Raw genomic sequence first — 24,802 nt, forward strand, 5'->3', positions numbered from 1 at the left:
TGATGAAAAGTAATGTAAATGGTTGGGTGAGTTTGGATGAATTGAATAATGACAATTCTTTTGTTGAAGCCCAGCAAGCTGAAGTGAATCCGGTGGCCATGGAAGCTATCCTTGAAGATGAGAAGCTCATGGATCTGTCTTCCAACAGAAGGGATTTTTTAAAAATGCTCGGTTTTGGAATAAGTGCTGCTACCTTAGCGTCTTGTGAGATTCCGGTTAAAAGAGCGATTCCTTATGTGGTAGCACCGGATGAAATTGTACCGGGTGTAGCCAATTATTATGCATCTTCTTTCGTCAATGGTGGAGACTACTGTTCCATTTTGGTAAAAACCAGAGAGGGAAGACCCATCAAAATTGAAGGAAATCCTTCTTCAAAAGTTACTTTTGGAGGGACCTCAGCAAGGGTTCAAGCATCCGTTTTATCATTGTATGACATCAACCGATTAAAAAACCCTGCAAAAATTAATAATGGTGAAGCTACAGAAATGAGCTGGCAGGATTTGGATGCAGAAATTATAGGAAAGCTGAATTCAAATTCAAAAATACGCATCATTGGTTCCACTCAAATGAGTCCTACTGCGCTAAAGGTAGTTGAGGAATTTTGTACCAAGTTTCCAAATGCAAGACACCTCCAATATGATCCGATTTCCAGCGCTGCCTTGCTGCAGGCTGTACAAAATTCATTTGGCCAAAGAGCGCTTCCTGATTATAGATTTGATCAGGCAGAAACCATTGTTAGCTTTAACGCCGATTTTTTAGGCACCTGGATTTCACCCATTGAGTATTCTTCTCAATACGCCAAACGAAGGACCATCCAAGCCTTGGATCCAAAAATGTCCAGACATTATCAGGTCGAATCTCACATGTCAATGACCGGGTCTAATGCAGATAGCAGAATATTGGTTAAGCCTTCCGAACAAGGTGTGGCCATTGCTTATTTATACAATTTGATTGCTTCGAAGGCCGGACAAGCTTCTCAGCCAGAAAGTAGTGGTTTAACTGATCGGGCAAAAAAGGGACTGAATGCAGCAGCAGAATCACTTTGGTCCAATGCAGGTAAATCGCTGGTGGTTTCTGCATCCAACAATGTTGCGGAACAAACACTGGTTCTAGCGATAAATTCTTTATTGGGAAATATTGGTAAGACCATTGGCTTTAGTAGAGTTTCTTATCAGCGCAAGGGGGATGAAAGATTGATGACTGAATGTCTAAAAGAAATTAACTCTTCTCAAGTGGATGCTTTGATTTTCTGGAATTCCAATCCTTGTTATGATCTTCCCAATGGGTCTGAATGGGCTTCTGCAATATCCAAAGTAGGCTTGAGTATTAGTTTTAATACCATAATGGATGAAACCACAGCACTATGCCAATACAGCGCTCCTGATCATCATTTTCTGGAGTCTTGGGGTGACGCAGAACCCAAGAGGGGCTTATTGTCATTGATGCAACCAGCCATCAATCCAATTTTCAAAACAAGGCAAAGTCCACATTCTTTATTAGTTTGGGCTTCCAGCTCTAATTTGTTAGCAACAGCAGAACAGCCTTATTATGAATATTTAAAATCCAATTGGAAGAACAGTTATTACTCAGGTCCAGACTTTCAGACTTTCTGGGATAGCTCACTTCACAATGGTGTTTTTGAACGTGAATCTGGCCTTCCAGATACCCTTGCTTTCAACGGCAATATAGCAGAATCACTGTCCGGAATTGGCAAACCTTCAAGTTCTCCCAACGAAATCGTTTTTTACGAATCCATCGGAGTGGGAAATGGACAATATGCCAACAATCCCTGGTTGCAGGAACTCCCAGACCCCGTGATGAGAACGACCTGGGGGAATTATTTGGGTAGTACGGTTTCCTTTGATGGCGATCGGAGATTTTTGGTAGAAAATGGAGTGAAAGAAGATGGAGAGATTCTAGATCTTAAAATAGCTGATTCCGTTTATACCCTTGGCTCAGTCAAACAATTTGGTTTGTTGAGCGGTACGACTTCAGTAGCTTTAGGTTATGGGAGAAAACAGGCTGGAGTTTGTGGTACAGGAGTTGGAACCGATTTTTACCCTTCATTGACAACAGACGCAAACGGATTTACACAATATTTTCAATCCAATGTAGAAATTGGAAAATCTTCCGGTAAGATCGAAAAGCACTTTGCCTGCGTGCAACACCACCACACTTTGGGTGTAACTGCGATTGAAAAAAGTTCTGGTCAAACCTTTAACGCGGATGAAGCGGCATTGGTCGATGATGCTTTTAAAGGAATGACCAAAGGATATCAGGGTTCGTTGACAAAACGATCCATTTTCAGACATTCACATGTATCTGAAATAAAGGAAAAAACGGAGGCACTTCTCAAAGAAAGAAAAGCCCATCAGCATCTCAATGAACAAACCCTCTATCCCGGACATGATTACCTCTTTAATGCCGGGCATCAATGGGGAATGCACATTGATTTGAATGCCTGCATTGGTTGTGGTTCATGTGCGGTGGCCTGTATGGCTGAAAATAATGTACCGGTGGTTGGAAAGAAGGAAGTGTCACGACACCACGAAATGACCTGGTTGAGAATAGATCGTTATTATTATGGGGATGTGGAAAATCCCAATGTGGTTTATCAACCAATGATGTGTCAGCATTGCAACAATGCCCCATGTGAGAACGTATGTCCGGTCAATGCCACCAACCATTCCGCAGAAGGATTGAATCAGATGGCATACAACCGCTGCGTTGGTACAAGATATTGCGCCAATAATTGTCCTTACAAAGTCAGAAGATTTAATTGGTACGATTTTACCACAGCCGATTTATTTCCTGTTAATCAAAAGAACCTGGCTGGTGAAACTGAAAGACCCTATTATGCTGAAAATTTGGTGAGGATGGTGTTGAATCCGGATGTTACTGTCAGATCGAGAGGAGTCATTGAAAAATGTTCTTTCTGTGTTCAGAGAATTCAGGAAGGAAAGTTAAATGCAAAGAAATCTCAAAGAAAATTATTGGATTCAGATGTGCGCACGGCGTGTCAGACGGCTTGTCCTACCGGTGCCATTACTTTTGGTGACAAAAATAATCCGGAAAGTCAATTGTCCAAAAAACTGGACAATCCACTCAATTATCTGGTGTTGGAAGAAGTCAACGTTGCTTCATCTGTCAACTATACGATGAAAGTAAATAATAGAGATCACAGTATTGATGCTTAATATTTATAACTAAATTAAAAGAATCGAAATGGCTGGAGGATATGTAGCCCCTGTAAGAAGACCACTTGTTGAAGGACATAAAACCTATCATCAGATTACTGAGGATTTATGTGCTCCAACGGAAAGAGCTCCCAGCAGAGCCTGGATTATTGCATTCATTGTATCAGTAAGTGTTCTATCGTTTGGTGTTTTTTGCATTTTGTGGACCATCTGGATGGGTACTGGTAGCTGGAACCTTAACCGTACCATTGGTTGGGGTTATGACATTACCAATTTCGTTTGGTGGATTGGTATTGGTCACGCGGGAACGCTGATTTCTGCTATCCTTATGCTATTCAGACAAAGATGGCGTACAGGTGTCAACCGCGCTGCCGAGGCCATGACCATTTTTGCGGTGATTTGTGCAGCCTTGTTTCCGGTCATTCACGTTGGTAGGGTGTGGGTGGTTTTTTACTTTCTGCCTTATCCCAACACACGGGGTTCACTTTGGGTGAATTTTAATAGCCCTCTCTTATGGGATGTATTTGCCATATCGACTTATTTTTCGGTTTCTCTATTGTTTTGGTACACGGGACTTGTCCCTGATTTCGCCACCGTCAGAAACAGAGCAAGTGGACTTCGCAAGAAAATATACAATGCACTTTCATTCGGGTGGACAGGATCTGCAAAGCATTGGCAAAGGTGGGAATCTTTGTCTTTGGTGTTGGCAGGCTTGTCTACACCACTGGTGCTTTCGGTTCACACCATCGTAAGTTTTGATTTTGCTACTTCGGTTATACCTGGTTGGCATACAACAATATTTCCTCCATACTTTGTCGCTGGTGCTATTTTTTCAGGATTTGCCATGGTGCAAACCCTGATGGTCATTACAAGAAAGATTCTAAAACTTGAAGAATACATAACCCTTGAGCACATTGAATCCATGAACAAGGTCATCCTGGTTACAGGAACGATTGTTGGTGTTGCGTATTTAACGGAGCTGTTTATCGCCTGGTATTCCGGTTATGTTTATGAGCAATTTGCATTTTTCAACCGTGCCATGGGAATTTACTGGTGGTCTTATTTTGGTATGATGGCCTGCAATGTGATTTCACCACAAATCTTTTGGGTGAAAAAATTCAGGAGGAGCATTTTTGTGACTTTTTTCATGTCAATATTTGTCAATATCGGTATGTGGTTTGAGCGTTTTGTTATTATTGCTACCACACTAGCAAGGGATTATTTGCCATCTTCCTGGAGTTATTATTATCCAACTTGGGTTGAAATCGGAATATTTGTTGGAACAATCGGTTTGTTCTTTACATTTTACATGATTTTTACAAGAGTAGCTCCGGTGGTGGCCATTGCTGAGGTCAAACACATCCTCAAAGTAGCGGGAGACCAATACATTGGCGACCATAAAATACACGCCTCTCATTCCCATGAAACCCACGAAACCCATTCAAATCATTAATCCAAGAAACAGAATCATAGAAATATGAGACAATATAACAAAGAAGTTATCTACGGCATTTACAACGACGAAGAGGTGTTGCTGAAAGCGGTGCGAAAAGCCAAAAGTGAGCATCTGGAAATCATGGATGTTTTTACACCATTCCCTGTGCATGGATTGGATCAGGCGATGGGTTTGAGTGAATCCCGACTGCACCAAATTGGATTTGTATATGGTGCTTTGGGCACCCTGACTGCTTTTTTGGGAATGACCTGGATTTTTACACAGGATTGGCCTACGATCTTTGGAGGTAAGCCATATTGGCCGGCACCTGCATTCATTCCAATTACATTTGAATTGACGGTACTGTTTGCTTCATGGGGAATGACAATTACTTTTTATACCATTTGCGGATTATGGCCAGGAGTAAGCAACCCACAATTGGATCTCAGAACCACGGATGATAAATTTTGTCTGGCTTTTGATACCAGCGAAGTATCTCCCGCTGATGCCAATCAATTTTTTCAAAACACTGGAGCTGAGGAAGTAAATAGCAAAAACATTTAATAATGAAATTGAGTCAATATATTCTTTTCGTTTCATTGGTTGCAATCGGGATGATGGCTTGTTCTCCATCCGGTGGCAACAAAACCGGACACGAGTATATGCCGGATATGGCACATAGCATTGCTTATGAAGCCAATGTCAATACCTATTATTCTTATCACATTTGGGGATCCAAAGCAGAACACAGAGAATTTAGTATTCCAAGGTTGCCCGTAAAAGGAACCATTGCTAGAGGATATGCCGGATTGGATCAGACAAATCAACCAGGTGACAATGGGATAACAACCACCCAAAATGGCCATGTCAATTACTATTATCAGGACACAGAAGACGAAAGAACCAGGGCAAGCAATGAAATATTGGTCAACCCATTTCCTTTGACGGCAAAGGCTTTGGAAAATGGAAAATCAAACTACACCATTTACTGTGCCATCTGTCATGGTGACAAAGGGGATGGAGCTGGATACCTTGTAAGAGATGATGGTGGAAAATATCCGGCTCAGCCCGCCAATTTTCTGAAAGATGATTTCATCGCATCTTCTGAAGGTAGGTATTACCATGGAATTATGTATGGAAAAAATGTGATGTCAGGATATGCCGATAAGTTAAATTATGAAGAGCGGTGGGAAGTAATCCACTATATAAGATCCCTTCAGGCAGGATCAAAAAGTTTGAAATATTCTCCTGAAGAAAATACTTTTACAAATTCACAGGTACTGTCTGATCTTAGAAAAGCTTACAACCTGGTGGGCATAGCCAGATGATTTTTAACCATTGTAGAAAGAAGTAAAAATGAGTACAATACAATTACCTTCCAGAGATAAAAACATCCTGTATTTAATGGGTGGAATTGGTGTTATTAGTCTGATTTCGATTATCATGAACGATGATCATTCACACACCAGGCTTTGGGCAAATTTGCTGCACAACTCTGTCTTTTTTACCCTGATTGCTTTAATGGCAGTATTTTTTATATGCATAAGCATCACCGCTTATGCTGGCTGGAATGTGGTTTTCCGCAGATTATGGGATGGTATGTCCCAGTTTTTACACATTGGATTTATATTAATGGCCATCATCGCAGTCGGTATTTATTTTGGTTGGCACCATCTTTACCATTGGGCTGACCCGGAGACCGCCTCTACGGATGAAATTATCAAGGGTAAGTCAGGGTTTTTAAATAAAAACTTCTATACAATTGCAGGATTGGGAATTTTGGGCACCTGGTTGTTTTTCGCAAGAAAAATGAGGCAGTTAAGTTTTCATGAAGATGATCATGGAGACGATAGATGGGGACATTATAAGTCAATGAAATTTTATGCTGCTCTTTTTCTCCCCATAGCAGGATTTTCAAGTGCCGCGGTCATCTGGTTGTGGGTAATGTCAGTTGATCCACACTGGTACAGTACGATGTTCGCCTGGTACACTGGTGCGAGTTGTTTTGTCAGCATGATAGCTTTGACGATCTTAATTTTAATTTATCTTAAGAGTAAAGGATATTACAAGAATGTAAGTGAAGAGCATTTTCACGATCTTGGAAAATTTATGTTTGCCTTTTCTGTTTTTTGGACTTATCTGTGGTTTAGTCAATACATGTTGATCTGGTATAGCAACATTGGTGAAGAGACCATTTATTTTAAAACCAGGATTAAAGAATATCCCGTTTTGTTTTATGGAAACCTTGTGATGAATTTTGTGCTTCCTTTCTTAATTTTAATTAGAAACGACACGAAAAGAAAGTATGGCACTTTGATTGTCGTTTCTATCATTGTGTTTTTTGGACATTGGATTGATCTTTTTCAAATGATTACTCCAGGAGCATACCACACCGCTCATGAATTGGGTGGACATGTGGCCACTGCCGTTGATCAAGCTGCAACGCATGGGGATGCACATGGAGGGCATGATTCTAATTTCAAAGTTGGTGTCAATATTCCCGGATTACCGGAAATTGGCCTTATGATAGGTTTTGTTGCCTTATTTGTTGGCACTACACTTCATTTTCTTTCCAAAGGATCACTTACTCCAAAGAGAGATCCATTCTTACAAGAAAGCCTTCATCATCACGTATAAATAATAATAAATCCATCGAGAAATGACAATTTTAATTATTATTTTATCCGTCATCTTACTGGCCATCGTTTTGGTTCAGATTGCAAAGATAAACGAGATAACAGAGCAAATCAAAGGAGAAGAAGAAGCAATCCGCAGCAGTTCTGAGACACACGGCAAATGGTTGCTTATCTTTTGTGTCTTGCTTTTTGCAGGATTTATGTGGTGCTCATTGTATTATGCCAATTACATGATGGGGTATGGTCCACATCAATCCGCTTCTGCACATGGCGGCACCATTGATTCTATGTTTAATGTAACTGCATTTTTCACCATCGTTGTATTTGTCCTGACGCACATTGCACTGTTTTGGTTCGCTTATCGATACAGATATACTCCTGGCAAAAAAGCTTTATTTATGCCACACGACAACCGATTGGAGATGATCTGGACCGCTGTACCGGCATTTGTGATGGTTTTTTTGGTCGTCAAAGGTTTGGTGGCGTGGAATGATATTATGGCTGATATTTCAGAAGGGGAAGATCACATCGAAATTGAAGCCACCGGATGGCAATTTGCATGGAATCTGAGATACCCCGGACAAGATGGAAAATTGGGAGTAAAAGATTTTAGATTGATTCAACCAGGCGTAAATGACCTTGGGCAAGATTGGAACGACGAAAGAAATCATGATGACTTCAATTCAGATGAACTGGTTATACCCAAAGGTAAAAAAATTAGGATTCGAATTACGGCAAGAGATGTTTTGCACAATTTTTATTTACCACACTTCAGGGTTAAGATGGATGCAGTACCGGGTATTCCGACCTATTTTATATTCACACCGATCAAAACCACAGAAGAATATAGACAGGAATTGCGAAAATACCCTGAATACAATATTCCTTCCGATCCAACCGATCCTGCAAGTCCTCCAAAATGGCAAGCTTTCAATTACGAATTGGCATGCGCTGAGCTATGCGGCAAAGGACATTACAGTATGAGAAGAGTCGTTAAAGTTGTTTCACAAGAGGACTTTGATAAATGGAATGCAAGTCAAAAATCTTATTATTTGAGCAATATAAGGAACACTGAAAACGACCCATTTAAAGGTAAAAATTTAGGTCTTGAATTAAAATTAAAGGCAAAGGATCTTGAATCTGCATTGACAAAGGCGTTGGATACAAGCAATACCAAATTAGAAGACAGGACCCTGAGGTTGGACAATATTTATTTTGAAACAGGATCAGCTGCTCTGAATGCTGATTCGGATTTGGCTTTGGAAGTATTGAAAAACGCACTGGATAAAAACCCTAAACTTCAAGTTGAGATTAGTGGGCATACGGACAATGTAGGTGATAATACAGCCAATAACAAATTGTCTTTGGACAGGGCATCTGCAGTAAAGGATTATTTGGTAGGGAAAGGAATTGCCGCACAACGAATGAGTGCGGTTGGTTTCGGATCCTTAAAACCAGTGGATTCCAATGACACGGAAGAAGGTAGATCCAAAAACAGGAGGATAGAATTTAAAATATTAACTTTTTAAAATTGTGAACATGTCATCAAGTCATCATTCGCATAAAGAAACAGACATCCTGATAGAAAAACAGGGTTTTGATGATCACTTTCATGAACATCATGAAGGAGATAAATATCAAACCAATTTCCTGTTTAAGTATATCTTCAGCATGGATCACAAAATCATCGCCCGTCAATTTTTAATGACAGGAATTTTTTGGGCGATTATCGGTGCGGCCATGTCGATTATATTTAGACTCCAGCTCGGATTTCCGGATGAGAGCATCGCTTGGCTTAAACCCATTTTAGGAAAGTGGATCATCATTAATGACGCTGGAATGGGCTCATTGGATCCTGAGTTTTACTATGCCCTGGTGACCATGCATGGTACAATTATTGTATTTTTCGTTTTGACGGCAGGATTGAGTGGAACATTCAGCAATTTATTGATTCCATTGCAATTGGGAGCCAGAGACATGGCTTCACCATTTTTGAACATGTTATCATATTGGTTTTTCTTTTTATCAAGTGTGGTCATGTTCTATTCTCTTTTTCTAAGTACCGGACCATTTTCTGGTGGCTGGACAGCTTACCCACCTCTAAGTGCTTTACCTCAGGCCTCTATTGGTTCTGGGGCTGGTATGACACTATGGTTGGTTTCACTGGCACTGTTTGTGGTATCGGTTTTGTTGGGTGGAATGAATTATATCACGACGGTATTGAATCTAAGAACCAAAGGAATGAGCCTTTGGAGAATGCCATTAACCATTTGGGCTTTTTTGGTGACCGCAATTTTAGCGCTCCTTTCTTTTCCTGTATTGTTCTCAGGTTTTCTACTTTTGATTTTTGACCGAAGTCTAGGAACCAGTTTTTATATCTCGGATATATTTATCAATGGAATGGCTTTGGACAGGATAGGAGGCAGTCCGATTCTTTATCAGCATATTTTTTGGTTTCTGGGGCACCCTGAGGTGTATATCATTATCTTACCAGCGATGGGCTTGGTTTCTGAAGTCCTTTCTGTCCATGCCCGCAAACCAATTTTTGGATACAGGGCGATGGTATATTCCATATTGGCCATTGCATTTTTGTCTTTTATTGTTTGGGCTCACCACATGTTTATGTCAGGAGTGAATCCATTTATTTCCAATTTCTTTGTGGTCTTTACCCTGATCATTGCAGTCCCTTCTGCTGTTAAGGTGTTTAACTGGATCAGCACGCTCTACGGTGGGAATATCAGACTCAATACACCCATGCTATTTTGTATAGGCTTTGTGTCTATGTTTATTTCCGGCGGCTTAACCGGTATTTTTTTGGGTAACTCAGCGATTGACATCCAACAGCACGATACTTATTTTGTGGTAGCGCATTTTCACATAGTGATGGGAGTAGCAGCGTTTTTTGGGATGTTTGCGGGTGTTTACCATTGGTTTCCCAAGATGTTTGGCAGATTCATGAATGAGACTTTGGGTAAAGTACATTTTTGGATCACAATGATTGGAGCCTATGCAGTTTTCGGACCTATGCATTTTTTAGGAATGGCTGGAGTGCCAAGAAGATATTATCGGTTTGATAGTTTTGAAGCATTTACAGGCTTTGATGATATGAATAAATTTATCACAATAGCCGCAATCATTACCTTCTTTGCACAAATCATGTTCGTGGTTAATTTCTTTTGGAGTATGTATAAGGGCCGGAAAGTAACCAATCAAAATCCTTGGGGTGCAACCACTCTTGAATGGACTACACCGATTGAAGCCGGACACGGCAACTGGCCAGGAAAAATACCGTCAGTCCAACGATGGGCTTACGACTATGGAAAAGATGGAATTGAATTTACACAACAACACGTACCACTCCGGGAAGGGGAGGAGCACAGCAGTCATTAACGAATATCAATCTTATACAGGAATATTGAAGTGTCAACTACCAAAACATATCACCTAGGTTCTTTTGATCTTATCCGAGACATTGGTCAACTGGTTAAATTCAAGTTGAGCATGATGGTTGTATTCAGCTCGATGATGTCGTATTTGATTTTTGCAGTGGATCAGTTTGTATGGCTTAATTTTTTATTGTTGCTGTGTGGTGGATTGTGCATTACTTTTTCGGCCAATGCCATAAACCAGGTATTGGAAAAAGATTTTGATCGCATGATGATCCGTACCCGTCTAAGGCCGCTTGCCGACCTGAGGATGAGTTCTTCCACCGCTGTTTTAATCGCAGGCATATTTACCGTACTTGGATCTATCTGTTTAGCCATGATCAATCCTTTGTGTGCCACCCTTGGGATGGGATCTTTGATCTTATATGCTTTTATTTACACTCCGCTGAAACGTTATTCCACCTTGGCCATTCCAGTGGGGGCAATCCCAGGTGCACTTCCTGTTTTGGTGGCAGGTGTTGCTGCACAAGATTCCATTTCTTTGGAATCACTTTCTTTATTTGGACTTCAATATCTATGGCAATTTCCCCACTTTTGGGCGATTGCATGGCTAGGCCATCAGGACTACAAAACAGCAGGTTTCAAATTGATTAAAGACGTAAACGGTAAGCCTGATCCCATGTACGGATTTTATTCGTCGCAGTATAGTTTATTAGGGATAGCCGTATTAGTTCCTCTTGTCATGGAAGGATATTTCAATCCTTTTATTTTAACCGGCATGATTATTTGTATGTTGGTTTATGCATGGTTTGGATTGCGTTTGTATCAAAAAAATAACAGACCAACGGCCAGAGCACTGATGTTTTGCTCAATTTTGTATTTGCCGATCCTATTAATTCTTTTACTTATTAACCAGAATCTGTAAAAAGCATTATGCCAATTGTACAAATGTTTCACAAAGAGCTTCCACCTGATAAAATTCAGGCGTACAAGTTTGCCTTGTGGATTGGCATGGCTTCTATTATCATGTTTTTTGCTGCGATAACAAGCGCTTATTTGGTTCGAAAACCTGTTGGCAATTGGTATGAATTCAAGTTACCTGTTCAATTTTTTTATTCCACCATTTTGATCGTACTATCTTCTGTATTTATAGAAAATGCATACAAAAGCATGAAGTTAGGAAACGAAAATAGGTATAAGTTGAATATTGTTTTTGGCACAGCTTTGGGTTTGGCATTTATTGTCATGCAAATCATTTCATGGAAGGTGATGGTTTCAACAGGATTGTTTATTGACCTAAATGTGTCTGTTTCTTTCTTGTATGTTATTTCAGGTTTTCACGCGCTCCATGTGATTGGGGGATTGGTCGTACTCTTGATCAGTTTGTTGAATGCTTTTCTGATCGAATTCCAGCCCGATCCAATGAGAATTTTAAAATCCAATTTAGTAAGGCAGTATTGGCATTTTGTCGGAATACTTTGGTTGTACCTTTTAATATTTTTGATTTTACAATAAAAGAATAAATAAAGATATGTCTTCAGAACATTTAGCGCATTCACATGATACCCATGCTTCGACCCAAGCAAGTTGGATGGGAGGCAGCGAGCCTTTCAAGGCCAGTTATGGCAAGCTTATGATGTGGTACTTTCTGTTGTCAGACGCATTTACCTTTTCCGCATTTTTGGTGGCCTATGGAACCCTGCGTTTTAGTATGCCAACCTGGCCTGTTCCGGATTTTGTATTTTCAACCCTTCCCTTTGGTATTCATCACAAGCCTTTGATTTTTGTGACGATCATGACCTTCGTTTTGATCATGAGTTCTGTGACCATGGTGAGAGCAGTTCAGGAAGGACATCGTGAGAATAAAAAGGGAATCGTATTTTGGATGTTGCTGACCATTGTGGGCGGACTGATGTTTCTTGGTTGCCAGGCTTGGGAATGGACCACTTTGATTAAAGGTGAGAATATGTCAATCACCAAGAATCCATTCGGTACCCATACAGAAAGTGGTGTATATCTGGAAGGAGATGGTCACGACATTAAAGAAGGGGATAGATTTAAAGCAGGACAGTCATATCTTATTCACTACCATGACGGACATTATACCCCGTTGAAATATAAGACTGACGATGGAGAAGTGAAGGTACAGCAAATGGGACCAAAAGCCTTTGGTGCGCTATTCTTTTTCATTACTGGATTTCATGGATTTCACGTTTTTAGTGGGGTGGTATTTCTATTGATTATCATGCTCAATGTGGCGAGTGGCATTTATGCTCGCCGCAACAACGGCTATGAAATGGTAGAAAAAATAGGCCTTTATTGGCACTTTGTAGATTTGGTTTGGGTGTTTGTGTTTTTGGTGTTTTACTTATTATAAAATTTAGCTCATGGGACATTTAAGTTACGAAGAAGGCAAGAAAGTTGTTTTTAAAGGATTGATCATACTGGGTATTGTTACCCTTGTGGAGGTATTTGTTGCTTTATTAGGGAAAGGATATATTGTTGATGGATTTCATCTACCCGTTTGGCTAATGTATCTGGCCATGATTGGAATGAGTCTGTATAAAGCATATTTTATTGTTTACGAATTTATGCATATGCGGTATGAAGTTCCAGGCTTGGTTAAATCTGTGTTGCTACCAACTTTGTTGTTGATTTGGATGGTGATTGCTTTTTTTGTGGAAGGAGGTACCTGGAGAAAATGGAGAGCTCAAGCCAATGACAGACCAATCGCTTCGTTTTTTTCTCCGGTTGAAAAGGAAAGCACCCATGGAGATGGTCATCATGACGCACCAGAGCATAAAGAACATACCGGCTCAGCAGTGACTGATAGTTTGGTCACAACGCCTATAGATACTACCGGTGGTACTCACATTGATGAAACAAAAGAAGGGAAGAAGCATTGATATATTGGTACCATTGCTTCAACCGATTGAATGACCCAGCAGATTAAAATAGCGCTTGTTCTAATCATTCTGATAGGACTACCCTTGTTTGCTTATTATTTTTTACAGTCTGGTACCAGAATGAGGAAAGAGGCAATGGAGGCTTTGAAACCCAAAATCGCAATATCCCATTTTCAAAACACAGATTGGAAAGATAGGACCATCTCAGAGGATTCTCTGAAAGGGAGTAAATGGCTAGTGGCTGTTTTGGGAGCTGATTCGATGAACAGGGATCACGTCCAAAAGCTGATAAAACTCAATCAACAATCATCTGAAGAATTTACCCAAAAAACCTATTTGATCGCAGGAATGAATTCCGGAGAAACTGCAGATTATCTCAACGCACTCTTGTCCGTACCGATTCACGATCCTAAATGGATTATCAGCTATATGGCAGCCGACCACGTATTTCCATTTAGTGCATCTGTATTTGGAATTCCGGAAGAATACAAAAATACATCTGTCGCTATTTTTTTAGATGACAAACAACAAATCAGAAATTATTACAAACTTTCAGATTCGGAAGATGTCAAGAAATTAGTAAGGCATTTACCGGTTTTTCTCAGTTTAAAAAAATAATCGCATGATCAGTCCGGGCAATCTGAAGATGATGAACAGGATGGCAACTCTAATTAGCGTTGTTGTATTGCTGGTGGTGGTGTTTATGAGGCGAATACACATAGACACTAAGATTGATTTTTCTTTTCTTCCTCCTTTTTACAGCACACTAAATGCCCTGGCCGCTATTTGTTTGATGATTGCATATATCCACATAAAAAATAAAAGAATTGCAGAACATAAAAGAATGATCATGATTGCATTGGGAATTTCTGCCTTGTTTCTGGTAAGCTATGTTGTCTACCACATCACAACTCCAGAGACAAAGTACTGCGGTGAAGGTTGGTTGAGGTCTGTTTATTTCCCCTTGTTAATAAGCCATATTGTTCTTGCAGCAATAAGTTTTCCATTTATTCTTTTTACCTTTATTCGCGGATACAGCATGCAGGTAGACAGGCACAGGAGAATGGCCAAATGGGTATTTCCCATTTGGTTGTATGTTTGCCTTTCTGGCCCCGTTTGTTATTTGATGCTAAAGCCTTGTTATGTATAATTGGAAGAAATACTTGATCAGATATACTTCAATATCGATATTGTTGTGTTCACAGTTATTATTGATGGCACAATGTCCCATGTGTAAAATGGCCGCTGAAGCAAATATGAAAGACGGAGGTTTAGCAGGGCAAGGGCTTAACAATGGAATTTTATATTTGTTGGTCATTCCATATTTGTTAGCCGGGACTTTGATTTACTTGTATCGCCGTAGCAGGAAACAACTGAAGAATTAAATCAGATACCTGACTTAATCGGATTTACACTGAAATTCCAAAACCTGTTTTTATACTTTTATTTGAACTTGGAAAATTTTTTCAAGCTTGATATTAAAAGGAGCCCTTACTTGCAAAAGCAAAACTTTTAATGCAAGCATCCTCAAAAATGAATAAGTTGATTGAAATTATTCTTTTCGGTGGTTTACCGTTTTGAGAGCCGGATTGGATTTAGCCGGGGTATTGTTCGAAGCTTTGTAACTTTCTTCATAAACCTGGAAAGGAGTTGATTTATGGTGGTTGCCATAGAAATAACTGGCAATGATTTCAAAAGTCTTTGAATCTAGATAACCCGGAATCGGCTGTATAACATCTAGATTTTCATCCATAAAAACAAAAGTGGGGAAGGAAAGATTGTTCTGTGTAATTTCAAGAGCAAGTTGGTGACAACCTCTCTTTCCATACGTGACGTATTTAAACACACGGTCCTTGAAAACAATATCTTCTCTGTAATCGGCATTTAGTTTGACGGCATAGTAATCCTTTGACAAAGCTTTAATGACTGCCGGATCCTGAAAGGTCGTCTGGTCCATTCTTTTGCACCAGGAGCAACGATCAGTATATATATCCACAATGACCTTCCTTTTTTGCTTTTTCATCATGGACTCCATTTGCTCCCAACTCAGCCACTCGATGTTGTTCGATTGGGCATACAATATATTGCCCATCCCAATAAAGAAAAGCACAGAAGCAAATCCAGTCAATGCTATTTTGTAAGCCAAATTCAACATTTTTCGTGTTTCATCCAACAAAGAAACAAAATTTACTGAATTTGTTCAATGTCTAACCCATTCATTCTGCCTATTTTAAAATAATTTTAACGTTGTTTAAAAGCTTTTGAATCTATATTTTTTCAAGGCTTGATGACAAACCAATCATCTGACAGAAAACTCCAGGATGCCTCTAATTTGCCTCTTAAGAGAGGAGCAGATATTCCGCTTTTCAATTCCAAACCGTGATTTTTTACAATTCTGGCCTCGTCCCACAATTCCCGATCAATGAAATATTGTAAAGTTTCTCTGCCACCCTCTACCAACAAAGATCCGCAGGCTTCTTCTTCATACACTTTCTTTAAACTCTGTACTATATTTAGGCCGGGGTATGGTAAAGTGGTAAATTCAGAAATGTTTTGTGAATGAGAAATGATGTATTTCTTCGGATGTCCTCCAGTCCAATGCCTGACATTGAGCTGTGGTATATCGTTGATGTATGTTTTAGAGCCCACGAGTATTCCATCTACTTGGGATCGCCATTTGTGAACCAGAATATCTGATATGGCATTGGAAATTTTAACTTTCTCATTTTCTCGGCCAATCAGCCCATCCAAGGATTCTGCCCATTTTAGTATGATGTATGGCCTCAGCAAGCTTTGACGGATATAGAAAGGATGGATCAGCTTAAGAAAATCAGCAGGATTGTCTGCGAGTTGTATTTGGACACCCTTGCTTTCTAAGTATTGTATACTTTTTCCTGACATTTTAGGATTGGGATCTGTGCAACCAATCATGACATTTTTAATGCCACTTTGCAAGATCAAATCTGTACAAGGTGGCGTCTTGCCAAAATGATTGCAAGGTTCCAGACTGATGTACATGGTGGATAATGGAATGTATTTTCTGAGTGCTTGTGGAACACTTCTAATGGCATTGACTTCCGCATGCGGGCCGCCAAATACCCCATGCCATCCCTCACCGATCACCTGGTCTTCGTACCGCAAAAGAGCCCCAACACTGGGATTGGTTTTGGTCATAGAACTTCTTCTGGCCAATTCCAGACAATATTTAAAATATATATCATGATTATCTTGCATTTGTTCTAAATTGCGAACTCAAGCAGACAAAAGTAGTCAAACCATGAAAAAATTGTTGGTAGAATTTATTGGAAGCCTGATCATTGCATTCATTTTGGTGATTGCAGCCATGCAGGATTCATGGACCCATTTGTCATTTGCAGTGGGCCTTGTGTACATGGCCATGGTTTATGCAGGTGGTCATATTTCAGGTGGACATTTTAATCCCGCGATTAGTCTAGCCGTATTTCTACGGGGCAGAATGTCTCTTAGAGAATTACCCGGGTTTATACTGGTTCAATTTCTGGGATCTTCATTAGGTGCTGCGCTGGGTTTGCTCTCCATTACAGTCAAACAACCTGCCGGTATCGTGCTCGATGCGGATGTGGTTCCTGCAATGCTTTGTGAACTTCTTGGGACATTCGTACTTTGTTTTGTATTTCTGAATGTGGCTTCATCGAGAACTACCATAGGTAATTCTTTCTATGGATTATCCCTTGGAGGAATCATGATAGGCGGAATGATGACTTTGGGAAAAATTTCAGGAGGAGCATTTAATCCGGCCCTTGGTCTAAGTCTTGGGATCAGCAATATTTCCGGATTTGGCAATATCTGGGTGCATTGGGTGGCGGAGGTGACAGCAGCAGTGGCTGCAGCTTTTTGCTTTATATGGATTCATGGTCGAGATAATTGACCCTAACCAAAATGGAGACGAATTCATTCATTTTTAGAACTCTTCTGCATAGCCAATGTAATTGTCGGGACGTAAATTTTTAATTTCATTTTTTACAGAATCGGAAATGTCAAGTGTTTCCACAAACTCAAATAAATCAGATTGTTTGATGGCACTTTTTCCTTGTGTCAGGTTTTTGAGTAATTCGTAAGGATGCTCAATGTTTTCCCTTCTTAGGATACTTTGAATTGCTTCTGCAAGGATAATCCATTGCTGATCCAAATCCGAACGGATTTTAACACTGTTTACTTGCAATTTGGACAAACCATGCATCAAGGATTTTAACCCTATGAGGATGTGGGCTGCCGGAGTTCCAATATTGCGCAAAACAGTACTATCCGTTAAATCCCTTTGGAGTCTGGAAATTGGCAGTTTCTCAGCCATGAAATGGAGGATGGTATTGGCCATTCCAAAATTGCCTTCTGCATTTTCAAAATCAATTGGATTGACCTTGTGTGGCATTGCAGATGAGCCTACTTCTCCCGCAATTACTTTTTGGGTAAAGTAATCCATGGAAATGTAAGTCCATAGATCACGGCTAAAATCAATAAGTATGGTATTAATTCGGATCAATGCGTGACACCATTGAGCGATTTCATCGTAATGCGCAATTTGGGTGGTTAGTCTTTGCCTCCCGATGTGCAATTTTTTCTTTAAAAAATCATCAGCCCACTGAGGCCAGTTAATTTGAGGAAAACTCAATTTATGCGCATTAAAATTACCTGTTGCTCCACCAAATTTTCCAGTAAACGCGGTGGATTTAAGAGTAGCTAGTTGCAATTCTAATCTTTCAACAAATACAGCCAACTCTTTACCCAGTCCAGTTGGGCTGGCAGGTTGTCCGTGGGTCCTGGCCAGCATGGGTATATTGCGATGGGCAAAGGAAAATGACCTAATTTGCTCTATCAATTTTTGCAGACATGGAACAAGTACTTCATTGGTAGCATCCCTCAATATCATAGGGATGGCGGTATTGTTTATGTCTTGAGAGGTGAGGCCAAAATGAATCATTTCGTGAAGCCGGTCCAAGCCCAGACTGCTTAGTTTTTCACGGAGAAAATACTCAACAGCTTTGACATCGTGGCGAGTGATGGATTCAATTTCTTTTATCCTGCGAGAGTCATCAAGTGAGAAAGCTTCAAAACAATTAGTTAAGGACAACTCCTGATCGCTGGTAAGGGGATTTAATGAAAGTTCTTTGGTTTTACACAGCTCTAACAAGTAAAGAACTTCAACCTGAACGCGGTATTTAAAGAGTGCGTGTTCAGAAAAATAGTCACTCAGTTCGATGACTTTTTGGAAATAACGACCGTCTATTGGTGAAATTTGAATTAGACCCATTTGATGTTTTTTAGACCGGTTGAAAACAAATTAAACCGGAGTCTTCTGAAAATATAGTAAATCAGGAGAACAAAAGCTGAACCGATGACTTCAAATCCAATGATATGATAAGGAAACTTACCCGTAATCAGGACATTGTCCACTTTTGGAGGTTCGCATAAGTAAATATAATTTGACCCAATGAGATAATTGATTAAACCCACCGTTCCTAAAACAATGTTGCCAAATACCAGAACATACAACCAGGAACGAACCCTGGGTCGAATATGCAATACAAAAAACAAATAGAGTGGTGTAAAAAGTATCAATCCATGACTCAAATAATAATCAAACAACAAAAATGGTGAATAACCATGCGTCATTTCCGGAGTCAGAAAACTCATAAGCGCTCCCACACTTCCAAGCATTAAAAGATATTCGTAAAGAAGCATTTGGGGTTTGTACAAACAAACCAGACAAGCTAAATAAGAGAGTCCGCAAAGATGAAGGGGCAGGGATTCTTGTATATTGAAATGACCTGTGACCAAATAGTATACGTGGATGAGTATTTCACGAACAAAAAATACGACAAACAATGCCCGGCGAAAAAGTTCTTCCTTGCCAATTGACTTAAAATAGCTTCCTAATTTTGCCAAACCACTGTAAAATCCCAGACCTAATATAATGCCACCCCACCACATCAAGGAGTATGTCGGAATTAAATAATGTTCGTGAGGCATATGGTTTTAATCATTGGCTTTGTCGCCAACAAAATGATTTTCCTTGTATTTAAACAATATATTAAAGGTGGTTAGGCTGCCGTAAATACGAGTGATGTATTGTTGGAGATTTACTTTTTCTTCATCGGTCAATAAGCTGGCATTGATTCTTTGCTCCATCACCCGCAGACGATCGCGCACCATGACGATTTTGTGAAAAAACGATTCGATCGGAATTTCTTTTTCCTTGAGACTTGGGTCCGCTGATCTGAGAATCATGACACCATCTTTCCACTTGTCGTGTAATGGAACAACTTCACTGATATCAGACCAGGCCTTGAGGATCTTGATAAGTGATTTTTCGGCCTCTGTAAAGCTAACGGCTTCGGTGGGTTCAATCTTTTCAATTATTTCCCAATTGGCATATTCCTTCCCCACCAACTTAATACCAAACTGTATGAAGCAAACACGGTATGCCGCAATATCAACTTCGATGACGACTCCATCTCCAAAAGCAGGATGCTTGACCCTGGAACCAACACCCAGGAATTTTTCTATGCTCATAAAGCTTATTTTGACCCAAATATATGGATTATGTGGTATTTAATCTGATATCAGCTAGATTGAAGTGCGTATATGCTTCAAAGCCACTCATAAGGCGGAATAAAAAGCAAAAGAATGCTTTTTTAGGTTTTGAAACTTTAGGATAATGTCTTAATGGGAGTCATCCAATAAAATTGAGAAAATCAGGTCTTTGATATTGTAAATTCCGATTGAATATGTGATGGTAAATCCTTTGTACAAAATTGAAACAGGGTAGGTTGTACCCATTGGGTGAACTGTCCCAAAGGCTTTTCAGGATATTACGGAACTCAACTGCTTTTCTATCTAAAAATCCGTTTGGGTAAGATGTCATCGGAGTTTCCCTCTACTTCGAATAATTAAAATTGATTAATTTGACAAATTTTAACCATAAATTTTTTATTTGTTAGGAAATATAGTATAAATTTACGCCAAAGGATTGAGGAAGATGTATAGCCCCACTATAATCACCGCCCCTAGCTTGTGGTTCGTTATTCGGGTTAAACCCCGTCAGGATGCCAAAACTTCCAGGTTTTTGCACACAATTGGTATGGAGCATTACCTGCCAGGAAAGAAAGAATTGGCTAGGAATAAGGACCTCATTAAAGAAAAAATCAAACCCGTTCTTAGCCCTTATATGTTTGTTAAATGCAGGCCTGGAGAAAGAACTAAGGTTTACGACGGAGGATCGGTGCTTGATTTTTTAAAAGACAATGGTAAGCCAGTTCAAGTTAGTCAGGAGGAAATCGATCGGTTACGGCAAATTTGTGATGGCTGCTTTGATGCGATTTGGAGTAGAGATCCGATAAAAGTGGGTGATGCTGTTGAGGTAATCGCGGGAGCTATGAAAGGTGTGCAAGGTTTGGCAATACAAGAGCATGGAAGGTGGAATATGTATGTTTTGATTGAATCTTTGGGGCGATACGTCAGATTCAGCATTGCCCGTTCCCTCTTGAGACGATTAAAATTTGTAAATGAGTGAATCATCTGCTGTTTCTTTTAAATGATTGAAAAACAAAGTGTTGGCTAATTTTTGACCAATCCTACGACGGCGAAGCCATTTGACAATTTAAAATAGAGAGAACAGCAAAATTGTGAAACATGTGGGCCAAATCAACAACTATCTTCACAAAGAAAATTAAAACCTGGCTATTGAAAGCGCCCAAATAATCTCCGCAAATGGTAGGAATTTTACCAAAGAATCGAACCATTGACAATTGAGAAAAAGGAAAGAGAAAACTACGATGTTAATTGGATCTATTGTACCTGTTTGCCGATTATAAATTTTTAAATTTTAATCCAATATCTATTGAAATATTAGAATTGAAGTTTGGAAGAATTCATTCGTCTTTTTTTTGGTAGGTTCAATTTAGGTTTGTCATGCAATTTGGAGAAACTATTTATTGATTTGCAATTGCATCAAACCCTACCGGGCTTTATGCTCTCTAAGGGTGTTGCATTTTAATGAAGATTATTCATTGCCATATTCTTTGCAAACCCCCAATTAATTGACTAGGTTTTGGTGATATTTATCGATAATTGTTGTTTAAAGTTTCCATGAAAATGGATCAGAATGTCATACTCAGATTGGTAATACTAAAGTCAAGGAGTTTAATCTTAAACTTCGTTGGAATTTAATATCAATCGTGTTATACCTGGGTTCATTAAAAATAAATACTGTAATTGATCTAATGAAAAGACAAATATGAAAAATAGAAACTCAAAAAAGAACAATGAAATACTTAATATTTCTACTTTGGAAATGTTTGAGCGACTAATCAACAGAGATGCAAAACATTATGACATTGATCTTATGGTGATGCCAGGAACATTGGAAGACAAGCATAAAAATTGCGAAACGATACCTGCTCTAAGAAGACAGTTTAATTTGATTTACTTGCTGCTGGAGGGTGAACATGATGTTCGCCTGGGTGCCGATCACCTCCAGCTAAAACCCAATGACCTGGTTATTGTTCCTGAAAATACTCTATATGCCAGCGATCACATTAAAGATTGTAAGGGGTATTGCATTCATTTCAAATCAGAATTTTTGAAGCCTCAACTGACTAAACCTCTTGCCGAAGAATTTCCCTATTTTCATTTTGATGCCCCTCATATTATCAATCTTTCACAAATTGAAAGTGAATTGATTCAATCTGCATTTGCACAAATTCTAGATGAATACAAACGATTTTCAGCAGAGAAGAATTTTCTCCTATGCAATCTGATACTCATATTACTTTATAGAGTTCGTGAAATTTACCGGATTCATGTAAGAGAAATAAGTAAAAATTACAGTAGAAAAGAGCAACTGGCCAATTCTTTTAAATTGCTTGTTGAAAAGCAATTTGTGGAATTGCGTACAGTCCAACAATATGCTGATTTGATGCATATCTCTGCAAAGCACCTTTCTGAAGTGGTTAGGGAGACTTTCGGACGCCCACCTTTACAAATGATCCATGATATTTTATTGCTTGAGGCAAAGGTGCAGCTGGGCTCGACGGATCGATCGGTTTCGGAGATCGCTTACGAGTTGAAATTTGACGACCCATCCCATTTTACCCACTTTATTAAAAGGAAAACTGGCTTATCGCCACAGGATTTTAGAAAGAAGCTCTGAAATATACATACCATTCCGAAGAATCTACAATGACTGCCCAAGCACTGCACATACCTTTGCTGTATTAAATCAAAAAATACAAAAAATGGAGAAGAAATCAAAAATGGCTGAGTGGAAAAATTTTGGAACATCTGATGAAGTCAGGGAATTCCCAAAAGGACGTTTGGAGCTTATTCAGATAGGGGGAGCCACAATCGGCCGAGGCATCTTTGAGCCTGGTTGGCGGTGGACAACTTCCGTGCAACCACTGGCCAAAACCCACAGTTGTGAAGCCCCACATTTTCAATACCATGTTTCTGGTATTCTTAGAATTAAGATGGATGACGGAACAGAGTTCGACTGTAAACCAGGTGATGTTTCTCTGCTTCCCTCGGGTCATGATGCTTGGACCATTGGAAATGAACCCGCTGTGGTAATTGATTTTCAGGGTATGATTGACTTTGCGAAACATCTATCATAAAATTTTCTCTTCAACATTCTTATTGAGATCTGTTTCCTTTTATCTTTTTTAAATGATCAAATTTATTATTGTTCAATTATATTAATTTTAACTTATGTCCTATTTTCGTATTCTTTTCAATGCTTTATGGTTCATTTTCGGATATGAGAACATTTTATTAGGCCAGTCCGTCAATTCTTCCAAACCCGTATATGCACCCGGAGAAAATATTGTGGTTAACTTTTCGGGATTTTCAGGTGCAAGCAGGGATTGGGTGGGACTTGCCGCAAAAGGACTGGCAGATGATAAATACACTAGCTGGCAATATACTGGCGGGGCGATCAGTGGTACCTTAACTTTTAATGGCTTACCTTATGGCGACTACGAAGTGCGAGGATATTTTAATGACGGAGGAGTGGTGAAAGCCAGGTCCTATTTTAGGGTGGGAAATACAGATCAAAATTTAGTGGCAAAAACAGAAAAAACAAGTTATAAGCCTAATGAGAAAATTAAGATTACTTTTTCCGGTTTTCCTGGAAATGCTAGAGATTGGATAGGGATTGCAGTGCCGGGGAGCAGTGATGAAAAATATGTGATCTGGGCTTATACCAATGGTCAACAATCCGGAATTATAGAATTTCAAGGTTTGGCAGATGGCAATTATGAGGTAAGGAGCTATTTTAACAATGAAGGAATCGTGAGATCGAGGTATTCTTTTAGCGTAAGTAATACTGTTTCGGCCAATCCTACTCAATTGTGTCGGGCACCCTTAAGTGTCTTCTTTGCAGGAATGACAGGTCTTGGCGCTGCCTGGGGCAGAACAACCTGTGAACCTACCATTATGAGTGCGATAGGAATTTCAGACATTCAGGCAACTCTGCGAAATGCCAAAGATGGAATGGATATGCTCAGGGATTGTTTCCAGTTTAACTCTGAAGAAATTAGTCAATTGATCAACCGAATACCAAATTTGACCAATGTGCAGGCTGAGCAGGAAATTCATTTACTTGTCCGCAAATTACAAGAAGTGGTCGTCAACAACCGATCAAAATGTCACCATCAGATTCCATTGTCCTCCCTCTATGTGGCGGGTGTTCATTTGGGAGCGGCGCAAGCTCATGCTTCTTGTCAACAATGTCAGTTGACACCGATGCCTATGGCCATTCAGACAGTCATCCGAAACCATCTGAACACTGCAAGAGATGCTTTTTCCGCTTTTTTGCCCTGTGTGCCTTCAGTAACTTTGAATCAATTTAACTCCATCCAGTTGGGCAGCATGAATTCGTTGGTAGCCCATACGGAGATAGTAGGTCTTCATACCAATTTATTGTGGAATATATCCCTATCCGATTGTTGTTGTGAATGTAGATAGAGTTGACCTTTTTGCAACTCATTTAAAGGAAAGAAATACTCATAAACAGAATTATATTTTGCTTGTACCAGGCCTGTAAGGCCAATACAAAATTTAACCAAGGTAATATAGGATCCTTTTTTGTGATAAAAACTGCTGTAAATAAATTTGACCATGTACACCCTTACTCGTCAAATCCGTCAAATACTCAAAAATCTGGTCAACCGCTAAAATTTAAAGCAGATAAGCCCGATCTGATTTAATT

23 protein-coding genes are annotated in these 24,802 nt (G+C 39.6%); 18 read left to right on the plus strand and 5 right to left on the minus strand.

Features of this window, described 5'->3' with window-relative positions; genetic code table 11:
* Positions 1–2 precede the first annotated feature (2 nt).
* Genes IPM48_11975 through IPM48_12035 form a run of 13 tightly spaced genes read left to right on the plus strand, consistent with a single transcriptional unit; the run spans position 3 to position 14,710 of the window.
* The gene (locus tag IPM48_11975) at positions 3–3,197 is read left to right on the plus strand and encodes a TAT-variant-translocated molybdopterin oxidoreductase (protein ID MBK9272302.1); all 3,195 of its coding nucleotides are present in this window, start codon (positions 3–5) and stop codon (positions 3,195–3,197) included.
* Between the two features lie 28 nt (positions 3,198–3,225).
* A complete protein-coding gene (gene nrfD, locus IPM48_11980; protein ID MBK9272303.1) occupies positions 3,226–4,650 on the plus strand; it encodes a polysulfide reductase NrfD in 1,425 nt (474 codons plus the stop codon).
* A 24-nt stretch (positions 4,651–4,674) separates the two neighbouring features.
* Positions 4,675–5,196: a DUF3341 domain-containing protein gene (locus IPM48_11985; protein MBK9272304.1), complete on the plus strand. Its 522-nt coding sequence runs from the start codon at positions 4,675–4,677 to the stop codon at positions 5,194–5,196.
* Positions 5,197–5,198: 2 nt separating this feature from the next.
* Positions 5,199–5,960 (plus strand): cytochrome c, encoded by a 762-nt coding sequence (locus tag IPM48_11990; protein MBK9272305.1) that lies wholly within the window; start codon positions 5,199–5,201, stop codon positions 5,958–5,960.
* Between the two features lie 28 nt (positions 5,961–5,988).
* Entirely contained in the window at positions 5,989–7,269 is a 1,281-nt protein-coding gene (locus IPM48_11995; protein MBK9272306.1) for a hypothetical protein, read from the plus strand.
* 22 nt (positions 7,270–7,291) lie between these two features.
* Positions 7,292–8,797 carry an OmpA family protein gene (locus IPM48_12000; protein ID MBK9272307.1) on the plus strand — a complete coding sequence of 502 codons (1,506 nt, stop codon included), beginning with the start codon at positions 7,292–7,294 and terminating at the stop codon, positions 8,795–8,797.
* 10 nt (positions 8,798–8,807) lie between these two features.
* A complete protein-coding gene (locus IPM48_12005; GenBank protein MBK9272308.1) occupies positions 8,808–10,658 on the plus strand; it encodes a cbb3-type cytochrome c oxidase subunit I in 1,851 nt (616 codons plus the stop codon).
* Positions 10,659–10,688: 30 nt separating this feature from the next.
* A complete protein-coding gene (locus IPM48_12010) occupies positions 10,689–11,579 on the plus strand; it encodes a protoheme IX farnesyltransferase (protein ID MBK9272309.1) in 891 nt (296 codons plus the stop codon).
* Positions 11,580–11,587: 8 nt separating this feature from the next.
* Positions 11,588–12,169 (plus strand): cytochrome c oxidase subunit 3, encoded by a 582-nt coding sequence (locus tag IPM48_12015; protein ID MBK9272310.1) that lies wholly within the window; start codon positions 11,588–11,590, stop codon positions 12,167–12,169.
* 16 nt (positions 12,170–12,185) lie between these two features.
* Positions 12,186–13,031, plus strand: a complete 846-nt coding sequence (locus IPM48_12020) for a cytochrome c oxidase subunit 3 (protein ID MBK9272311.1) — start codon at positions 12,186–12,188, stop codon at positions 13,029–13,031.
* 10 nt (positions 13,032–13,041) lie between these two features.
* Positions 13,042–13,560: a cytochrome C oxidase subunit IV family protein gene (locus IPM48_12025; protein MBK9272312.1), complete on the plus strand. Its 519-nt coding sequence runs from the start codon at positions 13,042–13,044 to the stop codon at positions 13,558–13,560.
* Between the two features lie 30 nt (positions 13,561–13,590).
* Complete coding sequence (locus IPM48_12030) at positions 13,591–14,178, plus strand: BRCT domain-containing protein (protein MBK9272313.1); 588 nt, start codon at positions 13,591–13,593, stop codon at positions 14,176–14,178.
* A 4-nt stretch (positions 14,179–14,182) separates the two neighbouring features.
* On the plus strand, positions 14,183–14,710 hold the full coding sequence (locus tag IPM48_12035) for a DUF420 domain-containing protein (GenBank protein ID MBK9272314.1): 528 nt from the start codon (positions 14,183–14,185) through the stop codon (positions 14,708–14,710).
* Between the two features lie 402 nt (positions 14,711–15,112).
* On the opposite strand, the gene IPM48_12040 is transcribed toward IPM48_12035, so the two are convergent.
* Positions 15,113–15,715, minus strand: a complete 603-nt coding sequence (locus IPM48_12040; GenBank protein ID MBK9272315.1) for a thioredoxin family protein — start codon at positions 15,713–15,715, stop codon at positions 15,113–15,115.
* Positions 15,716–15,837: 122 nt separating this feature from the next.
* A complete protein-coding gene (ribD, locus tag IPM48_12045) occupies positions 15,838–16,794 on the minus strand; it encodes a bifunctional diaminohydroxyphosphoribosylaminopyrimidine deaminase/5-amino-6-(5-phosphoribosylamino)uracil reductase RibD (GenBank protein MBK9272316.1) in 957 nt (318 codons plus the stop codon).
* Between the two features lie 43 nt (positions 16,795–16,837).
* Between ribD and IPM48_12050 the strand changes: the two genes are divergently transcribed.
* On the plus strand, positions 16,838–17,467 hold the full coding sequence (locus tag IPM48_12050) for an aquaporin (protein ID MBK9272317.1): 630 nt from the start codon (positions 16,838–16,840) through the stop codon (positions 17,465–17,467).
* A 33-nt stretch (positions 17,468–17,500) separates the two neighbouring features.
* On the opposite strand, the gene purB is transcribed toward IPM48_12050, so the two are convergent.
* Genes purB through IPM48_12065 form a run of 3 tightly spaced genes read right to left on the minus strand, consistent with a single transcriptional unit; the run spans position 17,501 to position 20,109 of the window.
* Positions 17,501–18,847: an adenylosuccinate lyase gene (purB, locus tag IPM48_12055; protein ID MBK9272318.1), complete on the minus strand. Its 1,347-nt coding sequence runs from the start codon at positions 18,845–18,847 to the stop codon at positions 17,501–17,503.
* Complete coding sequence (locus IPM48_12060) at positions 18,838–19,566, minus strand: TIGR02206 family membrane protein (GenBank protein MBK9272319.1); 729 nt, start codon at positions 19,564–19,566, stop codon at positions 18,838–18,840. The genes purB and IPM48_12060 overlap by 10 nt, the downstream gene beginning before the upstream one ends.
* 6 nt (positions 19,567–19,572) lie before the next feature.
* The gene (locus tag IPM48_12065; GenBank protein MBK9272320.1) at positions 19,573–20,109 is read right to left on the minus strand and encodes a hypothetical protein; all 537 of its coding nucleotides are present in this window, start codon (positions 20,107–20,109) and stop codon (positions 19,573–19,575) included.
* Between the two features lie 499 nt (positions 20,110–20,608).
* Between IPM48_12065 and IPM48_12070 the strand changes: the two genes are divergently transcribed.
* The 4 genes from IPM48_12070 to IPM48_12085 all read left to right on the plus strand — a co-directional run bounded on the left by IPM48_12070 (position 20,609) and on the right by IPM48_12085 (position 24,558).
* On the plus strand, positions 20,609–21,109 hold the full coding sequence (locus IPM48_12070) for a UpxY family transcription antiterminator (protein ID MBK9272321.1): 501 nt from the start codon (positions 20,609–20,611) through the stop codon (positions 21,107–21,109).
* Between the two features lie 723 nt (positions 21,110–21,832).
* Positions 21,833–22,747 carry an AraC family transcriptional regulator gene (locus IPM48_12075; protein MBK9272322.1) on the plus strand — a complete coding sequence of 305 codons (915 nt, stop codon included), beginning with the start codon at positions 21,833–21,835 and terminating at the stop codon, positions 22,745–22,747.
* Between the two features lie 85 nt (positions 22,748–22,832).
* A complete protein-coding gene (locus IPM48_12080) occupies positions 22,833–23,207 on the plus strand; it encodes a cupin domain-containing protein (protein MBK9272323.1) in 375 nt (124 codons plus the stop codon).
* A 94-nt stretch (positions 23,208–23,301) separates the two neighbouring features.
* Positions 23,302–24,558, plus strand: coding sequence for a hypothetical protein (locus IPM48_12085; GenBank protein MBK9272324.1), 1,257 nt, complete (start codon positions 23,302–23,304; stop codon positions 24,556–24,558).
* Positions 24,559–24,802 lie beyond the last annotated feature (244 nt).

This window comes from Saprospiraceae bacterium (genome assembly GCA_016715965.1).
In the GTDB taxonomy this organism is placed as follows: Bacteria; Bacteroidota; Bacteroidia; order Chitinophagales; family Saprospiraceae; genus Vicinibacter.

Bases quoted from the DNA above. Each gene is read 5' to 3' on its own strand.
- IPM48_11975 (MBK9272302.1), top strand. From the start codon at position 3: ATGAAAAGTAATGTAAATGGTTGGGTGAGTTTGGATGAATTGAATAAT.
- nrfD (MBK9272303.1), top strand. From the start codon at position 3,226: ATGGCTGGAGGATATGTAGCCCCTGTAAGAAGACCACTTGTTGAAGGA.
- IPM48_11985 (MBK9272304.1), top strand. From the start codon at position 4,675: ATGAGACAATATAACAAAGAAGTTATCTACGGCATTTACAACGACGAA.
- IPM48_11990 (MBK9272305.1), top strand. From the start codon at position 5,199: ATGAAATTGAGTCAATATATTCTTTTCGTTTCATTGGTTGCAATCGGG.
- IPM48_11995 (MBK9272306.1), top strand. From the start codon at position 5,989: ATGAGTACAATACAATTACCTTCCAGAGATAAAAACATCCTGTATTTA.
- IPM48_12000 (MBK9272307.1), top strand. From the start codon at position 7,292: ATGACAATTTTAATTATTATTTTATCCGTCATCTTACTGGCCATCGTT.
- IPM48_12005 (MBK9272308.1), top strand. From the start codon at position 8,808: ATGTCATCAAGTCATCATTCGCATAAAGAAACAGACATCCTGATAGAA.
- IPM48_12015 (MBK9272310.1), top strand. From the start codon at position 11,588: ATGCCAATTGTACAAATGTTTCACAAAGAGCTTCCACCTGATAAAATT.
- IPM48_12020 (MBK9272311.1), top strand. From the start codon at position 12,186: ATGTCTTCAGAACATTTAGCGCATTCACATGATACCCATGCTTCGACC.
- IPM48_12025 (MBK9272312.1), top strand. From the start codon at position 13,042: ATGGGACATTTAAGTTACGAAGAAGGCAAGAAAGTTGTTTTTAAAGGA.
- IPM48_12030 (MBK9272313.1), top strand. From the start codon at position 13,591: ATGACCCAGCAGATTAAAATAGCGCTTGTTCTAATCATTCTGATAGGA.
- IPM48_12035 (MBK9272314.1), top strand. From the start codon at position 14,183: ATGATCAGTCCGGGCAATCTGAAGATGATGAACAGGATGGCAACTCTA.
- IPM48_12040 (MBK9272315.1), bottom strand. From the start codon at position 15,715: ATGTTGAATTTGGCTTACAAAATAGCATTGACTGGATTTGCTTCTGTG.
- ribD (MBK9272316.1), bottom strand. From the start codon at position 16,794: ATGCAAGATAATCATGATATATATTTTAAATATTGTCTGGAATTGGCC.
- IPM48_12050 (MBK9272317.1), top strand. From the start codon at position 16,838: ATGAAAAAATTGTTGGTAGAATTTATTGGAAGCCTGATCATTGCATTC.
- purB (MBK9272318.1), bottom strand. From the start codon at position 18,847: ATGGGTCTAATTCAAATTTCACCAATAGACGGTCGTTATTTCCAAAAA.
- IPM48_12060 (MBK9272319.1), bottom strand. From the start codon at position 19,566: ATGCCTCACGAACATTATTTAATTCCGACATACTCCTTGATGTGGTGG.
- IPM48_12065 (MBK9272320.1), bottom strand. From the start codon at position 20,109: ATGAGCATAGAAAAATTCCTGGGTGTTGGTTCCAGGGTCAAGCATCCT.
- IPM48_12075 (MBK9272322.1), top strand. From the start codon at position 21,833: ATGAAAAATAGAAACTCAAAAAAGAACAATGAAATACTTAATATTTCT.
- IPM48_12080 (MBK9272323.1), top strand. From the start codon at position 22,833: ATGGAGAAGAAATCAAAAATGGCTGAGTGGAAAAATTTTGGAACATCT.
- IPM48_12085 (MBK9272324.1), top strand. From the start codon at position 23,302: ATGTCCTATTTTCGTATTCTTTTCAATGCTTTATGGTTCATTTTCGGA.